General features: G+C 48.6%; 10 protein-coding genes. 3 read left to right on the top strand and 7 right to left on the bottom strand.

Annotated elements, in window-relative coordinates:
* The 7 genes from Pcarn_RS11070 to hemL form a co-directional block, all read right to left on the bottom strand.
* Positions 1–1,029, bottom strand: coding sequence for an ABC transporter permease (locus Pcarn_RS11070; protein ID WP_261833930.1), 1,029 nt, complete (start codon positions 1,027–1,029; stop codon positions 1–3).
* Positions 1,030–1,031: 2 nt separating this feature from the next.
* Positions 1,032–2,018 (bottom strand): ABC transporter permease, encoded by a 987-nt coding sequence (locus Pcarn_RS11065; protein WP_261833929.1) that lies wholly within the window; start codon positions 2,016–2,018, stop codon positions 1,032–1,034.
* Between the two features lie 122 nt (positions 2,019–2,140).
* On the bottom strand, positions 2,141–3,814 hold the full coding sequence (locus tag Pcarn_RS11060; RefSeq protein ID WP_261833928.1) for an ABC transporter substrate-binding protein: 1,674 nt from the start codon (positions 3,812–3,814) through the stop codon (positions 2,141–2,143).
* A 575-nt stretch (positions 3,815–4,389) separates the two neighbouring features.
* Complete coding sequence (locus Pcarn_RS11055) at positions 4,390–7,770, bottom strand: ATP-binding protein (RefSeq protein ID WP_261833927.1); 3,381 nt, start codon at positions 7,768–7,770, stop codon at positions 4,390–4,392.
* A 196-nt stretch (positions 7,771–7,966) separates the two neighbouring features.
* The gene (gene rsmC / locus Pcarn_RS11050) at positions 7,967–8,986 is read right to left on the bottom strand and encodes a 16S rRNA (guanine(1207)-N(2))-methyltransferase RsmC (protein ID WP_261833926.1); all 1,020 of its coding nucleotides are present in this window, start codon (positions 8,984–8,986) and stop codon (positions 7,967–7,969) included.
* Between the two features lie 15 nt (positions 8,987–9,001).
* Entirely contained in the window at positions 9,002–10,087 is a 1,086-nt protein-coding gene (locus Pcarn_RS11045) for an AI-2E family transporter (protein ID WP_261833925.1), read from the bottom strand.
* A gap of 102 nt (positions 10,088–10,189) precedes the next feature.
* The gene (gene hemL / locus Pcarn_RS11040; RefSeq protein WP_261833924.1) at positions 10,190–11,473 is read right to left on the bottom strand and encodes a glutamate-1-semialdehyde 2,1-aminomutase; all 1,284 of its coding nucleotides are present in this window, start codon (positions 11,471–11,473) and stop codon (positions 10,190–10,192) included.
* A gap of 160 nt (positions 11,474–11,633) precedes the next feature.
* Here hemL and erpA point away from each other — a divergent pair, with 160 nt between their 5' ends.
* The 3 genes from erpA to Pcarn_RS11025 all read left to right on the top strand — a co-directional run bounded on the left by erpA (position 11,634) and on the right by Pcarn_RS11025 (position 16,328).
* Entirely contained in the window at positions 11,634–11,975 is a 342-nt protein-coding gene (gene erpA, locus Pcarn_RS11035) for an iron-sulfur cluster insertion protein ErpA (protein WP_261833923.1), read from the top strand.
* 112 nt (positions 11,976–12,087) lie between these two features.
* On the top strand, positions 12,088–13,170 hold the full coding sequence (locus Pcarn_RS11030) for an efflux RND transporter periplasmic adaptor subunit (protein WP_261833922.1): 1,083 nt from the start codon (positions 12,088–12,090) through the stop codon (positions 13,168–13,170).
* Positions 13,171–13,181: 11 nt separating this feature from the next.
* A complete protein-coding gene (locus tag Pcarn_RS11025) occupies positions 13,182–16,328 on the top strand; it encodes an efflux RND transporter permease subunit (RefSeq protein ID WP_261833921.1) in 3,147 nt (1,048 codons plus the stop codon).
* Positions 16,329–16,351 lie beyond the last annotated feature (23 nt).

The raw sequence follows: 16,351 nt of genomic DNA, 5'->3' as shown, positions 1-16,351 counted from the left end.
CTATTCTCCGCGCATAATAGGGTGGGTAGGCGCTTTTTCTATAGTGTCTTTGCGCTCCTTTTGGTCTTGTTTGGCTAGCTTCTTCCAGCGACGCATACCCTTATGAGAGCGAAGCTGAGGGTTAGCAATCTCGTCTACAGCAAAGTTAAGCAGAGCTAGACCCGTTACCAGTAAGGTCAGAGCCAAACATGGAGCTAGCAGTTCCCACCAAGCGCCAATCAACATAGAAGAAGAGGTTTGTACGTTGTACAGCATGATGCCCCAGCTGATGGTGTTCGGGTCACCCATGCCTAAGAAAGAGATGGTTGCTTCCATCATGATGGCGTACATCACAGAGCCGATGAAGCTCGCGCCAACGATAGAGATAAGGTTCGGCAGTATCTCTACAAAGATGATGCGAAACGATGACTCACCTAGAACCTCAGCGGCTTTAACGAATTCTTTCTCTCGAAGGGCTAGGGTCTGCGCTCGTACAACCCTCGCGCCCCAGGCCCAGGAGGTCATACCGATTATTAGGGCTATGGTCAGCGGTCCTGCTTCACCGATAAAGGCAGCCACAACAAACAGCAGCGGATACTGAGGAATAACCAACATGATGTTCATTGCTGCGGTCAGGAACTCATCCACCTTGCCTCCAAAGTAGCCTGCAGAGACGCCGATAACCGTCGCTAGGAAACACACGGTAAGACCAGCGCCGAAACCAACTGCTAGGGAAACGCGCGCGCCGTAAGCTACTTGTGCCCAAACATCACGTCCCATACGTGTTGTGCCGAGTACGTGCTCTGCATCTTTAGACATGCGCATAGTACGAGCATCAGTCGCTAAATTTTGCGCTACCCAACCATCAGGGTTGGCCTGAGCCGCTTTCACCACAGCTGCAGGGTATTCATGTGGTTTACCGGTGCGCTTGTCTGGAGCATGGCCAGTGATCAAAGGCGCAGCGATGGCAATAAAGAGGAAAACACTGAGGATAGACACGCCAATCATGGCTACCGTGTTACCTCGAATCAGTTTAAAGATACCTTTCATGATTATTTGCCTCCCTTGCGTAGGCGAGGGTCAAGCAGTACATAAAGCATGTCCGCCAAAAGGTTAAAGAACAGCATAAATAGGGTCATGATTAGCAGTTGACCTTGCAGTACCTGATAGTCACGCGCTGTGATTGCGTTGAACAGTACAGTGCCAAGACCTGGGTAGTTGAAGATGATTTCGATAATAAGCTGGCCACCGATAGCCATACCCAGTGACATAGAAAGGGCAGTCACACTTGGTAGCAGTGCGTTACGTGCCGCATAGTTGAATACCACTCGGTTCTCGCTAAGGCCCTTGCCTTTCGCCATGGTGATGTAGTCTTCAGCCAGCAGGTTGATCATGTTGTTACGCATGTTTACGAGGAAGCCACCGATCTGAACGATAGAGGCACAAAACAGAGGTAGTACTGCGTGATAAGCCACGTCTTTAATAAAGGCCCATGAGGTCCAGTCAGGTGAAGTACCTGCGGTATAGGCGTAGCCCGTTGGGAACCACTTAAGACCGATAGCGAAGATAAACATCGCCAGCATAGCGATAACCACCTGAGGTACCGCTTGAATGATCAGCATACCCGGGGTGACAAAGGTGTCGTACTTGCTGCCGCGTTTCCATGCGGCAAAGATGCCTAGGATAGAGCCTATTGAGAAAGATAGGATAACCGCGGTTCCAGCTAGGAATAGAGACCAGCCAAATGCACTGCCTAATAGGTCGTTTACGCTAAGCGGATAGAATTTGATAGAGGTTCCTAGCTCCCAGCTAAGAATACTCTTGATGTAAGTGAGATATTGCATCCACATAGGGCCATCCACAAATCCAAGTAGCTGTTTCATTGCTTCGATTCGTTCTGGAGTAACCTGAGCTGTTGCGTTAGCGAACATCATGGTTACGGGATCGCCTGGCATCGCACGCGGAATGATGAAGTTGATAGTGGCAGCTACCAAGAGCGCCATAAAATAAAACGATAATCGTCTAAGAAAATATCCCATGCCTACACCTAATACGGATACAGATACTCTAAATTGGAAGCGAGTGCTCCCAGGGTGCTTACGCACCTAAGTTTCATTTAAGGGGAAGAAGAGCGGCACGGAACGCGCCGCTCGTATATCGATTACTCGACTGGTTTTAGGTCCAATACGTGTAGAAGACGCTCAGGGATACCTGCCCAGATGTTTGGACGGCCTTGAGGGTTATCTTCGTTCCACCAACCTGTGAAGCGAGTGGTGTTGTATTGGTAGTTGCTTGCACCAGACATTACTGGGATGGTCACCTGATCCGTTGCGATAATGCGTTGGATGTTGTGAGCGATTTCCATCTGCTCTGTCTTGCTTGCTGTTTTGTAGAAGCTGTTTAGTAGCTTATCTAGCTCGTTGTTTTTGTAGTAGTGCATCGCAAAACGAGGCATACCACTACCGTCTTGTAGAGCTGAGTTGTAAGCGCTGTTCCAGTATAGGTGTGGATCCGCACCGTGGAAGTAGTTGGTGTAAGCCACATCATAGGTACCCTCAAGCATCGCTTGGTTGTATACCGCAAACTCAGGAGTACGAGCACGCGCCTTGATGCCTACTTCGTTTAACTGCTCAACCGCTAGTTGAACTGTGTTATTGAAGTCAGTCCAGCCGTTTGGAGATTGGATCAGAAGCTCAAACTTCTTACCCGATGGAGTCTCTACAAAGCCGTCGCCGTTAGTGTCTTTGAAACCCGCTTTTTCAAGAAGTGCTTGAGCACCCTCTGGATCATACGAGTTGTATTGCTTGTACTTGTTGTGCACGCCTTCGTCAGACCAAGCTTCGAATGCGTAGCCTAGACCAGAACCGAAATCATTTACTGTACCTGCGCCGTAGAACGCGATATCGATGATGGTTTCACGGTCGATAGACATACTCATAGCGCGGCGGAAGTCTACGTTAGTAAGTGCTTCTTTCTTCGCAGGATCTGGGTTTTTGAAGTTAACCATCAGAGCCTGAGTACCTGCTGGTGGGTTCCAGTAGCCGTGGTGAGGATTCACTGACTTATAGGTGCGGTCGATGTCAGGGATGAAAGATGAAGTCCAATCAAGCTCTGAGTTTACGATCTTGCTTAGAAGCTGGTCGTTGTTTGCGATCTGAGGAACGCGAAGGCAGTCCACCTCTAGGTTATCTGCATCCCAGTAGTTCGGGTTTTGACACTGAACGTAAAGCTGAGGAGTAAAGGTATCGATCTCAGTGAATGGGCCTGTACCTACTGGATTTTCGTTAGTGAACGAAGTTGGGTTATCAACCTTAGACCATACATGCTCAGGAACGACTGGTACCTTTGAAATCTCGTAAGGTACGTTAGAGTTGCCTTCGGTTAGGATGAAGCGTACTTGGTAGTCGTTTAGCTTCTCAACTTTAGCAACCCACTTGTTGATACCCGTTTGGTCTAGCTCGGTTTTGCTCTTAACTAGGTTGAAAGAGAATATAACGTCATCAGCGGTGAAGGCTTCACCATCAGACCATTTCACGCCCTTGCGGATATCGAAGGTGACGCTCTTAAGGTCGTCTGACATAGTAAAGTTTTCAGCTAGACGCATTACAGGCTTGTTACCGTGCATTTCATTGAAGATAACAAGAGGCTCGTAGATGAAGTCGGTGGTGGTACGCAGGTTAGTCGCAAGGTAAGGGTTGAAGTTGCGAACCATAGTTGGGTAGAACTCTGGGACGATAGTCAGTTCTGAGCGAGCTAACGCTGGCGCCGAAACTGCAGTTGCCGTGGTTGCGATAATCGCAGCTGCAATGGCAGTTTTTTTTATTTGAGCAAGCATGGTATGTCCTTTGTTTCAGTTTGCTTAATTGTTTTTGTATTGCCACCAATCCATTTGAGCCTGACTGATTCTTTCCGCCGGTATCACTGCTTTCGTCTTGGGGGACAGTGGGGCTCAAACCCTTTGGTTGCTTGTAGAATTGTCTTTCCTGTAAAAATCGTCAATTTGCCTAGTTGTTAAAACCGTCAAAACACCCTCAAACCCCGTTAAAATCGTTAAAAATTTCGTGATTGTGATGCAATATTCACCTCATGCTATGAGTGCTATTAACTTAGATATTGAGTTGTTTGTTGGTGCTTACTTACCTATTGGGCTGTTAAATGTATGGCTTTTATATCTGTTTTTAATCTTGTGAGATCTCGATGTTAGCAATTTTCAGGACTTAGTTTGCGAGTTAAAATTAACTTGCTTGTAATGTTGTGATAACACTCTCAATAATGGATAAAATCGTCTTTTGACCCTGTTGTAACGAGCTTATTTCCGAGTTTTTAGTTGTTATTTAGCACTGATTATTGAGGTTTATTTGTGGCAATAAAAAAGCCCCGATAAGGGGGCTTTATGCGGTTGGATGAGACTTAATTCTGCGTGACCTGGTATTGGAGTTGGTCACGCAGTGAAAGCAACTGTGCACGCTGTGCATCGTCTCTGTCTGAGTGGGTTAGGATGAAATCCAACGAGTTAAGTACGGTGCGCCAGCGCGGCGTTTTAGGCAGGGTTTCAACCCTTAGGTACTTGTCTAGGGTGCGGGTCTGTAAGGTGCTTCTGTCGAGGTAGACGCGCCATAAACCACTCTGCTCAGCAAAGGTAAACTTGGTCTGCCCTTCGTGGCTTTCCCAATACTCTATGGCTAAGGTCATACATTCAACCAGCAGCTGCCTTAGGGTTTGCTGTTTACCGTTCTTCTCTCCCTCAACCTTTTCTACCAGCTTAGAGAAGTCGCCGCCAAGCTCGCGTATCAAGTCGAGCTGTGACTTGTCACCGGCAAAGGCGTAATGCGACATAGCATCTAGAGCAACCTCTAGATCTGCGACGCGCTGATTAACCTTGTGTGGGTCATTGTTAAAGATAAACATGCCACGCATACCAGTCTCTAAAGGCAAAGTGAAGATATCACTCGGCACGCTCTGCTTCTCTTCATCCACAAAGATATCGATATCGATACTGCGGTGTGGCTGATCGAAGCTGAGATATTTCGGTCCAATAAACTCTTCTATGCTAGAGCGCTTGAGCTGCTCTATAGAGCGTTTAAACAGCTGAGTAGCAGTTTGGTTGGCATAGCTGATCTTATGCTTATCGTTGACACAGACAATTGCCTCAGGGGTATTCTCCAGCTGCTCAAGCAGTCTGGTTTGAGTATCTAGAAGGATCGCCTCGGTCTGTTCTAGTTGTGACAACTCTTGGGTGAGGACTAGGTTCTGCTGTTTCCTCTCTTCAGAAACACTGGCATCGATGTGTACACCGATACGCGCTGATAGCTCCTGCTTATTAAACGGCTTCACTAGATAGTCGTTGGCACCACACTCGAAACCTTTGATCTTATCCTCGGTCTGGTTAAGGGCGGTGAGCATAATGATTGGAAGTTCATGTCGAGAGTACTTAGTGCGGAGCTTTTCACACACCTCATAACCGCTGAGCTCTGGCATCATAATATCCAATAGAAGCACAGCCGGTTTTTGCTCTGCCACTTTATCTAGGGCTTGCTGTCCGTCGCTAGCACATTCAACCCGATAGCCCTCGATTCGAAGGAAACTCTCTAGGATTTTCAGGTTTACCGGCTCATCATCGGCAATCAGGATCAGTTCACCATCTGGGTTCTCTGGCAGAGCGCTTGGCTCTTCTGATAGCTTTATTTGCTCGGTGGTTTCGGCTTTAAAGTGGGTACCCTCTACCTGCTGGTTGAGCTGCTCTTCTGTCGCTAGGGGCAGAGTTAGCCTGAAGGTAGTGCCCAGCAGAGGCTGACTGCTAACGCTAAGTTCACCATCCATGAGTTCAATAAGACGCTTGCTGATGGAAAGCCCAAGACCTGTGCCGTGTTGATAGCGCGCAGATTGACTCTGCATCAGGGGTTCAAAGATGGTTTCAAGGTCTTGTTCTGGAATGCCGCGACCAGTATCGATGACCTCTATTACTAAGCTGTCGTCTTGCTCGGTAGCATTTAGCACCACTTTACCTTCGTTAGTGAACTTGATGGCGTTCCCGACAAGGTTATACAGCACCTGCTCTAAGCGTTGCGGGTCAGCGCTCACCATAGGTAGGCGAGGGTCGATATGGTTTAGAAGGCGCACAGGTTTATCTTCGATAAGGTGGTTAGAGAGTTCGACCACCAGTTGTGCCGATGAAGCGACCGATACTGCGTGTTGATCCAGCTTGAGATCCCCATAGCGCATCTTGTGATAGTCCAGCAGATCATCCACTAGATTAGAAAGCCGGTTACCACTGTTGATGATGATCTCTAACTGGAATCTCTGCGCACTCGGGATATCTCCATGTGCACCAGAGAGAAGCGTTTGAGCCACGCCTATCATACCGTGCAGTGGGGTCCGAAGTTCGTGTGAGGTGGTGGCTAGGAATTCATCTTTTAGTTTATCTGCCAGTTGCAGTTCTTGGTTTTGTTCGGCAATGGTCTGAAGGTTGTACTCTAACTCTTGCTTTTGTTTTTCAATTAGTTCGATTTTCTCACGGACCGAGCGCTGCATACGCTCAAAGCTGACAGCCAGTCGACCAATCTCGTCCTCGCGCTCAGCTCCCTCTACTTTCTCTTCTAGGTGACCGGCTGAGATGCGTTCAGCTGCCCAGGTTAATTTAAGCAGTGGACGGGTGATCAGGTTCGATAGATAGGCCGAGGTGATAAACACCAACACCAGTGCCACCACTACGATACCCACAAACAGCATCTGTAGGTTGGAAACGCGCGCGAAGGCGAGGTCTTCAGGTGATTGAGAGAATACCGACCACTGCATACCGTGCACTGAGACAGGTGCGAATGAAGCCATGATCGTTTCATTGTCGTTATCCACGTACTGAGTAAGATCTGCCTGAGGCTCAGTTTGAGTGAGTGCGATGACCTCTTCTAACTGATCTGGACTACCAGCAAGCAGGTTTTGATGCTGATCCAATAGCATGATGCTGACATTGTCAGTTGGATCGCTGTCGATAAGATTGCTTAGTCGTTCTATTGGAAGGCGGGCAAAGGCGTAGCTGTGCAGGTAGCCTTGCTGGATAATAGGCGCGGCAAACCACACTACCTTCTGATCAATGTCTTTGCCTGTGTTCTGGCTAAAGTCACTCATCAATACCAAGTCGTTATAGTCCAACAGGTCTTTCTGCTTGTTCGACATAGTGCTCTTTAACGACTCAAACAGCTTTCCCAGTTCGCTGTTGTGATAGCGCCCTGAGTCTAGGTTGGTGGCATAATAGTCGTTCTTAAGGGCTGAATAGGCAACGTTGCCATCTAGATCCACCAGTAGGATGTCATCAAAGTCCGAACGCTTTAGAAGGTCTAGGAAGGTGTTCTGGTAGCGAGCATGGATCAGGCGGTAGCGCTCAACCCCCACATAGTTCGCCGATTCTCGAGTTGTCGGCTGACTAATCACATCTCCCGAGCCTGGAATATAGCGCTTTTGTCCTATCTCACGAGATTCCTCTACATTCTCTCCGAGGCGACGAAAGGCATCGATCAACCCGTAGAAGCGGCCACCACTGGAGTAAGCAAGCTCAGAATGAACAAAGCCTACCACTTCCGCATCAAGGTTATTGAAGTAGGTGGATACCTTCTGACTCGCTCCATTTCGCGCAGCGATTAGATACTGCGTGCTCTGCTCTGTGAGATCTAAGCTGTGGGAGCGAAGGAAGAAGTATCCAACCACCAACATAGGGGTAAGGCTGATCACCAAGAAGATGGCCATCAGGTTACTTTTGATACGTTTAAATTTTGGCGCAGTGGAATTTTGAGACATGAAAAGCAAGACACATATAACCCAAGATGTCTTGAAATGTACCCTTGCTAAAGGCTTTGACAAAGTGAGTCGTTGGAAAAGCGTGTTGCCTCACACATTTTTAACGACGAAAAATAAGTTTTTCCGTACTCGCTCAGATTTGGATAGTGTGCGCCATCTTAGGCGAAGGCGCACTGAGTTATTAGGACACAGTGGGTTACTTGCTTGCGTGGTAAATGGCAAATTTGGTGGTTTTATCCAGCACAGTATTGTTGCCGAAAGCCTTCTCAATGATAGGCGGATACTTCAAAAAGCTATTCGCGACGATAACTAGTTCACCGCTCTTTACTAGCTTGTTTGGCGCTTTTTCTAGCAGGGTTTCGGTGGCGCTGTAGCTGGTATCTAGACCTGAGTGGAATGGTGGGTTGCTGACGATAAAGCGGTAGTCATCGCTAGTGTGCGAATAGACATCACTGGCAAATACCTTACCTTCAACACCATTAGCCTTGAGGGTGCGCTTGCTCGATTCAAGCGCGAAGGCGCTGATATCACACATCTCAACCTGAATATCAGGGTTCGCCAGCTTCATCGCAGTGCCGATAATACCTGCGCCACAACCAAAATCCAGAACCTTACCAGACAGTTTTGGCAGGTTATCCAAAAGCAGTTTAGTTCCCAGATCAAACTCACCATGGCTGAATACACCAGGCATACTGATGACATCCAGCTTGTGTTCGCCAAGGCTTACAGGGTATGACTTAAAGTAGCTTTCGAGGTCGAACTCGCTCGGCGCTTCTTGACAGATCCCCCAATAAAAGGAGCAGCGTCTCGCCGAGTCGTATTTATTGATGGGACCGAACGGCTTAAACATCTTCTCGATGCTTTTCACTCCAGAACGGTTTTCTCCGATGACCACGATTTCAGTCTCATTACCAAGCTTATTAAGAAGCATATTTAGCAGAAACTGAGCTTCGCTCTTCGCTTTTGGCCAGTACAACAAAACCATGTCGCTATTGTCAGCGTTATCGTACTCAACTCCGAATTGGCTCGAGATACCTTGGCTTTGCATCTGCTGGTGGTAGCCAAAATGGGTGGTGAATACGGTTACCGACTCGGCAACCTGTGCCAGTTGTTTTGGAAATAGGTCTTCCGCTTCACCGGCAACCACCACACGCTTTCCTGAAAAGTATTCAAGTTGACGCTCGGCAATTTGGCTTGGGGCAGTGTAGGCACTCATAAAACTAACTCGTGATTATCTTTGATCTTGTTGGTCGAGGAAGTCTTTAAACTCCTCTTCATACATGTTGAACAGCACCAAGGTGATGGCGAAGATCAACGGGCCGTAGATTAAACCAATTAAGCCGAACACATGCAAACCGCCAAGAAGAGAAAAGAAGATCATTAGTGTGCTCATACCTGCGCTACCTTGCATAAGAAGCGGACGTAAGATGTTATCGATAGAGCCCACGATAGCCACAGACCAAACCAACAGGAAGATGGCCCAGCCAGTTTCTCCAATGAACAGTAGATAGATACAGGCAGGCACCCAGATAAGTGCGGTACCGATAACAGGGATGAAAGAGGCAAAGCCCATCATGGTACCCCAGAATAGGCCAGGGAAACCCGAAAGCCACATGGCGATACCGCCAGCAAAGCCTTGCGCGATAGCGGTTAGGAAAGAGCCCATTACCGCAGACTTGGATACTTGCTCTATTTCATTTAACAACCTGTCTTCTTGTGAGCGAGATAAAGGAAGGATGTGGCGCATGCCTGCGATGATCTTGTCGTGATCGCGCAGTAGGAAAAACAGCACGAACAGCATCAAACCAAAGTTAAGCAAGAAATTGGTGGCGTTGCCGATAACCGTGGCGCTGATAGCCACAAGGTTACTACCAAAGGTCGATGCAAGCTCTGCAATCTTTTGTCCAATCTCTGATGGCTCTAGGGTATCGAACGGTAGATACTTATTAACTAGGTCTAAACCTTTCACTATCCATGGCTGAGAGAACATCTCTTGGATGCCGCCTCCGCTTACCCAGCGATAGACATCTTGCGAAAAGCTGGAGCCTTGCTGGACAATAGCCGTAAACACCAACAGCAGCGGGATAACCACGATAAAGGTCAAGATGATGCAGGAGAGCAGTGCCGAGGTGTTGGGCATACTCGGCATCTTTTGCTCTAGCTTTTCATGAATAGGGAACATCAATAGTGAGATGATGAAGGCCATCACTATGGAGTTGATGTAAGGGGTGATCAGGGTGTAACAGGCGTATGCTGCAGCGATAAGGGCAACGATAAGTAACCACTGACTTGAATTTAGCTTATTTTTTTCAGGCACTTGCACATTAGAAACCAGAGTTCATATAGTGACTAAATCATATACCCAAGCACAAAAAAAGCACAGGGTGAAGGCCCTGTGCTTTGCTATTTTATGATTAAATTACTTTAACTTAGCGAAACAGCGCTCAGCAGCCGCGATGGTTGCCTTGATATCTTCATCACTATGCGAAAGAGAGGTAAAGCTTGCTTCAAACGCAGACGGAGCCAGATATACGCCCTCTTCCAGCATTAGGTGGAAGAAGGTTTTAAAGCGCTCAACGTCACACTCAGCTACGTCTTGATAGCAGGTCACTTCGCTCCTATCAGTAAAGAAGAAACCGAACATGCCGCCTACTTGGTTTACAAGAAGTGGCACGCCTTGCTTATCTGCTGCTGCCTTGAAGCCATTCGCAAGCTTCGCGGTTACCTCAGACAGGCGCTGTTCGTTGCCTTCTTTAGTAAGCTCAGTCAGGCATGCATAACCGGCAGCCATAGCGATTGGGTTACCTGAAAGGGTACCCGCTTGATAAACCGGGCCGGTTGGCGCGATGTATTGCATTACCTCTTTACGACCACCGAAGGCACCTACTGGCATACCGCCACCGATAACCTTGCCTAGCGTAGTTAGGTCTGGTTTTACTTCGTAGTAAGCCTGAGCACAGCCTTCAGCTACGCGGAAGCCCGTCATTACTTCATCAAAGATCAGTAGTGCGCCGTACTGGTCACATACGTCACGAAGTTGTGTCAGGAAGCCGTTTACTGGTGGGATGCAGTTCATGTTGCCTGCAACAGGCTCAACTATGATACATGCCACCTCATCTTTGTTTGCTTCAAACAGAGACTTTACTGACTCGATGTCATTAAAGGTTGCGGTAAGGGTGTGCTTGGCAAAGTCAGCAGGAACGCCAGGAGAGCTCGGCTGGCCTAGGGTTAGGGCGCCAGAGCCAGCTTTAACCAGTAGGCTGTCAGCATGACCGTGGTAGCAACCTTCAAACTTGATGATCTTGTCACGGCTAGTGAAGCCACGAGCTAGACGGATGGCACTCATGGTTGCTTCAGTACCTGAGCTCACCATGCGAACTTGCTCCATAGAAGGAACGATGCGAGATACCAGTTTTGCCATCTCGATTTCAAGCTCAGTCGGTGCGCCAAAGCTAAGACCGCGCTGTGCCGCTTCAACTACCGCGTCACGAATGGCGGCGTTGTTGTGGCCAAGGATCATAGGACCCCAAGAGCCAACGTAGTCGATATAAGCTTTGCCATCGGCATCATAGATGCGAGAGCCGTCTGCTTTCTCAATAAAGAGTGGCGAGCCACCCACACCATTAAAGGCACGAACTGGAGAGTTCACACCGCCAGGGATAACTGTTTGAGCTTGTTGATACAGTTCTTCTGATTTGCTCATTCTATGAATCCTTGCATTCGAAAAGTGGCGCTATTGTACACGCAACTTAACTTACAAGGCGAGACAAGGTGCAAATTCTCAGAATACTTGAACACTTTGCTCGGGTATTACATAATCAACGGATCTTTTAGCGACAACATGGTTTGTAGGAGAAGTTCCAGTGAGTGAACTAGATGTACCTTTGAATTTCTCGGACGCGGCAGCAGCACGCGTTAAGGTTCTGATTACAGAAGAAGAAAACCCAGAGTTGAAACTGCGCGTTTACATCACTGGTGGTGGTTGTAGTGGTTTCCAATACGGTTTTACCTTCGATGAGAAAGTAAACGACGGCGATGCAGTCATTGTAAAAGACGAGGTAACCCTAGTTGTTGACCCTATGTCGCTACAATATCTGATTGGCGGTACCGTAGATTATACGGAAGGCCTAGAAGGCGCGCGCTTCTTTATCGATAACCCGAATGCGACCACCACTTGTGGCTGTGGCGCTTCATTTAGTGTGTGATCCCTTGCCCAGACTTACAAAGTGAGACTTTGTATACTAATCAGATTGAATTGATTAGTCGTAGTAGTTAACAAATACACTGATGTAGCCTAACTACTAGAAAAGGATTTTTATGGCATTCTCAACGCTAGGGCGAGCGGTTTCGCAGCGCCCGTGGATCATCTCATTAATCCTGATTCTCGCTCTAGGGGCATGGCTTGGCGCCGGTGCCCTAAGAGCAGAAGAATCTTCCCAAGCCTCTCCCTCTAAAAAAGACGTCCCTCTCGCTAGGGTAATTGTCTCTTCATTTGACGCAGAACCTGTGGCTCGCAAGATAGAGCTATATGGTCGCACTGCGCCCAATCGTGATGTCCATCTGAGTGCTGAGCTGGCAGGTACTATCGAGAGCTTGCGCGTTCGCAAAGGCGCTATGGTCAAGCGCGGTCAGGTGATCGCAACTATCGACAAGGGTGACCTTGAGATCCAGTTGGTTCGTGCCAACGCACTACTGCGCGTAAAGCAAAAAGAGTATGAAGCGGCAACCACCTTGAAAAAACGTGGCCTGCAGAACGAGGTTGCCTTTACCACTGCAGAGGCGGAACTGGCTAACGCTAAGGCAACGGTTGCGAATGTAAAACTGGCTATCCGAAACAGCGTGATTCGCGCTCCGTTTGCGGGTGTGGTAGACAGACTTATCGTTGAGGTGGGTGACTATGTGGCCAGCGGTGATGAGGTAGCGCACCTTATCGACCTTGAGAAACTGGTTATCGAGGCTGACCTGAGTGAGCGCCATATTCAGCAGGTGAAAAAAGGGCAGTCTGCCAGCATTACCTTGCTAGGCGGCGAAAAAATCTCGGGCACCTTGAGATACGTATCCCGCAACTCATCTCTTGCGACTAATACCTTCCCAATTGAAATAGAAATAGCCAATGCCGATCAGATGATTCCTTCGGGTGTGAGCGCTGAGGTGGGGCTTGAACTTGAAACCAAGATGGCAGTGAAGATCACCCCGGCTATGCTTGCGCTAGATGAAGAAGGTAACTTGGGCGTTAAGACCCTTGAGCAAGAGGATGTGATCAAGTTTGTGCCTATCCAGATAGTAAAAGCTGAACAAGACGGGGTATGGCTCTCCGGCTTGGGTGACAAGGTAGACATCGTTACCACAGGGCAGGGCTTTGTGCGCGACGGTGACCGCGTTATCGCTGTGCGTCAGTAGGGAGCGATACTATGTATGCTCTGATAGACGCAGCCCTTTCCCGCTCTCGCACTATTTTGACCCTGCTGGTGATGCTGATCATCGCAGGTGTCGGCACCTATTTAACTATCCCCAAAGAATCTAGTCCTGATATTACTATCCCTATCATCTATGTCTCGGTAGGACATCAAGGCATTTCACCTTTGGATGCGGAGCGCTTGTTGGTTCGCCCAATTGAGCAGGAGCTTCGCTCTATCGAAGGGGTGAAGAAGATGACCGCGACTGCCTCAGAGGGGCACGGCTCAGTGACACTGGAGTTTGTCGCAGGTTCAGATCTCAACAAAGCGATGACGGATGTGCGTGAGGCGGTCGACCTTGCCAAATCTAAGCTGCCGCAAGACGCTGACGACCCTACGGTTAATGAGGTCACGTTAGCCAGCGAACAGCCGGTATTGTCCGTTGCTTTATATGGGACCGTACCTGAGCGAACCATAGTGCAAATAGGTCGTCAGCTTCAGGATAGACTCGAGGCTTTTAAGCAGATCTTGGAAGTGGATATAGCTGGTGACCGAGAGGATATCGTCGAGGTTATTGTTGATCCGCTTCTAATGGAGAGCTACGGCTTAGACCAAGGTGATATCTATAACCTGATTGCCGCTAGCAACCGAGTAGTAGCCGCTGGTTTTGTCGATACTGGCTATGGGCGCTTCTCGGTTAAGGTGCCTTCGGTATTTGCCTCCTTGCAGGATGTGATGGAGCTTCCGGTCAAGGTGGATGGAAAAGAGGTCATCACCTTTGCCGATGTGGCGACTATTCGTCGCTCGTTTAGAGACCCAGAGAGCTTTGCTCGCCTCGACGGTGAGAGCGCAGTGGTCCTGGACGTTAAAAAGCGCGCCGGTGAGAACATCATAGAATCGGTAGGCTTAGTTAAGGCTGTTATTGAACGTGCGATGCAGACTGACCAATGGCCGGATAACCTATTGGTTAAGTACACCTACGATGACTCCAAAGATGTGGACATGATGCTCACGGATCTGCAGAACAACGTGCTTTCTGCGATTATTCTGGTGGTCATCGTTATCATTGCCATATTAGGTGTGCGCACCGCGCTACTGGTGGGGATTTCTATACCTGGCTCATTCCTTACTGGTTTATTGGTGCTGTCTGTATTTGGCTTAACCGTCAATATTGTGGTGCTGTTTTCGCTGATCATGGCGGTAGGTATGCTGGTGGATGGTGCTATCGTAGTCACCGAGTTTGCCGACCGTAAGATGCAAGAAGGTGTGCCAAGAGAGCAGGCCTATAGAGAAGCGGCTAAGCGTATGGCTTGGCCTATAACCGCTTCTACTGCGACTACGCTCGCTGCGTTCGCTCCCTTGTTGTTCTGGCCCGATACCACGGGCGAGTTTATGAAATACCTACCACTTACCCTGATTGCTACCCTAAGTGCATCCTTAGTAATGGCGCTTATCTTCGTTCCAGTATTGGGCAGCCTGGTGGGTAAACCCCAGTATATGAACCTCAAGACTCAGCGCCGCATGCAGGAGATCCATGAGGGCAATTTCGAAAAAGCCACAGGGATTACTTGGCTCTACTATCACACCTTAGCCATCGCTATAAAGCATCCGCTCAAAGTGTTGTTGAGTGCAGTGCTAATGGCGTTTGCGGTTGGCTTTGCCTACAACAAGGCTGGGCTGGGTGCAGAATTCTTCCCCGAGGTAGATCCACCGTATTTCAACGTTAAGGCTCGCTCTTACGGCGATCTCTCTATCCAAGAAAAAGATCGCATCATGCGTCAGATAGAGAACGAGATAGTCGGGCATCCCGAGCTTGAGAGTGTCTATACCCGAACCGGTGGTGATGAGGAGATAGGTACGGTCCAAGTGACTCCGGTGGATTGGCAATATCGACGTCCGGTTAAAGACATTATTGAAGAGCTTCGAGAGCGCACAGATAAATTTGCCGGAGTGGAGATTGAGTATAAATTCCCAGACGCAGGTCCTCCGGTAGAGAACGACTTGGTTATCGAGGTGACTGCGCGCGACCCATCTCAGATTGATGCCGCGGCTAAGCAGGTGCGTTTGTGGGCCGATGGTAATCCAGCGCTCACTAATATCAGCGATAACTCTAGTAAGCCGGGTATTGATTGGACTATAGATGTAAACCGAGCTGATGCAGCAAGATTTGGCGCAGATGCCACGCTAGTGGGCAACACGGTGCAGTTTGTGACTAATGGCTTAACGGTTGGGGATTACCTGCCAGATGATACCGATGATCAGGTAGACATACTGGTTCGTTTCCCTACCGAGAAGCGCGATATAGGGCGCTTCGATGAACTAAGAGTTAAGACCCATTCAGGTTTGGTGCCAATCACTAATTTTGCTCGTGTTAAACCTGAACCTAAGCAAGATACTATTCATCGCTTAGACGGAAAGCGCATTGTTAATGTGGTGGCGGATATGGCTGAGGGATATAACCTCGCCATCGAGCTTCCAGCTATTCAGAAAGCCTTAGAAGAACTAAACCTGCCAGCAGGTGTTGAGTTCAGCATCAAAGGTCAGAACGAAGAGCAACAAAACTCTTCAGCCTTCCTGCAATCGGCATTTATGGCGGCTCTTGCCGTGATGGCGCTGATCCTGATCACCCAGTTCAACAGCTTCTATCAGGCGTTCTTGATACTAAGCGCAGTGCTTTTCTCAACCGTAGGGGTATTTGCAGGCCTGTTAGTTTTCCAACGACCGTTTGGCATCATAATGTCCGGCATTGGCGTGATTGCCTTGGCGGGTATTGTGGTAAACAACAATATCGTACTTATCGATACCTATAATCAGCTCCGCAAGCGTGGTTTGCCAAAAGAGGAAGCCATTTTGCGAACCGGTGTTCAGCGTCTTCGTCCTGTACTTCTTACTACCGTCACCACCATCTTAGGTCTAATGCCCATGGTGCTACAGACCAACGTTGACCTGATCAACCAGAAGATAGAGATTGGAGCCCCGAGTACCCAGTGGTGGACTCAGCTAGCAACTGCAATTGCGGGTGGCCTGGCCTTTGCGACCTTGCTGACTCTGGTGCTTACCCCGTGTCTACTCATGTTTGGCCGAGATAAGGTGAAACAGGAGGCAGAAGATACCGTCCCAAAGTCGCTAGAGGATAAAGAGCCACAACAAGGAGTGGCTTAAACTAAAAAAGCACAGCAATTGCT

This window comes from Vibrio ishigakensis (genome assembly GCF_024347675.1).
Taxonomy (GTDB): Bacteria; Pseudomonadota; Gammaproteobacteria; order Enterobacterales; family Vibrionaceae; genus Vibrio; species Vibrio ishigakensis.
Note: the sequence above shows the minus strand (reverse complement) of the source record. Positions and strands in the feature narration are given on the sequence as shown.

What these genes read in the sequence shown, in the direction of transcription:
- Pcarn_RS11070 (WP_261833930.1), bottom strand. Translation starts at nt 1,029, where the DNA reads ATGAAAGGTATCTTTAAACTGATTCGAGGTAACACGGTAGCCATGATT.
- Pcarn_RS11065 (WP_261833929.1), bottom strand. Translation starts at nt 2,018, where the DNA reads ATGGGATATTTTCTTAGACGATTATCGTTTTATTTTATGGCGCTCTTG.
- Pcarn_RS11060 (WP_261833928.1), bottom strand. Translation starts at nt 3,814, where the DNA reads ATGCTTGCTCAAATAAAAAAAACTGCCATTGCAGCTGCGATTATCGCA.
- Pcarn_RS11055 (WP_261833927.1), bottom strand. Translation starts at nt 7,770, where the DNA reads ATGTCTCAAAATTCCACTGCGCCAAAATTTAAACGTATCAAAAGTAAC.
- rsmC (WP_261833926.1), bottom strand. Translation starts at nt 8,986, where the DNA reads ATGAGTGCCTACACTGCCCCAAGCCAAATTGCCGAGCGTCAACTTGAA.
- hemL (WP_261833924.1), bottom strand. Translation starts at nt 11,473, where the DNA reads ATGAGCAAATCAGAAGAACTGTATCAACAAGCTCAAACAGTTATCCCT.
- Pcarn_RS11030 (WP_261833922.1), top strand. Translation starts at nt 12,088, where the DNA reads ATGGCATTCTCAACGCTAGGGCGAGCGGTTTCGCAGCGCCCGTGGATC.
- Pcarn_RS11025 (WP_261833921.1), top strand. Translation starts at nt 13,182, where the DNA reads ATGTATGCTCTGATAGACGCAGCCCTTTCCCGCTCTCGCACTATTTTG.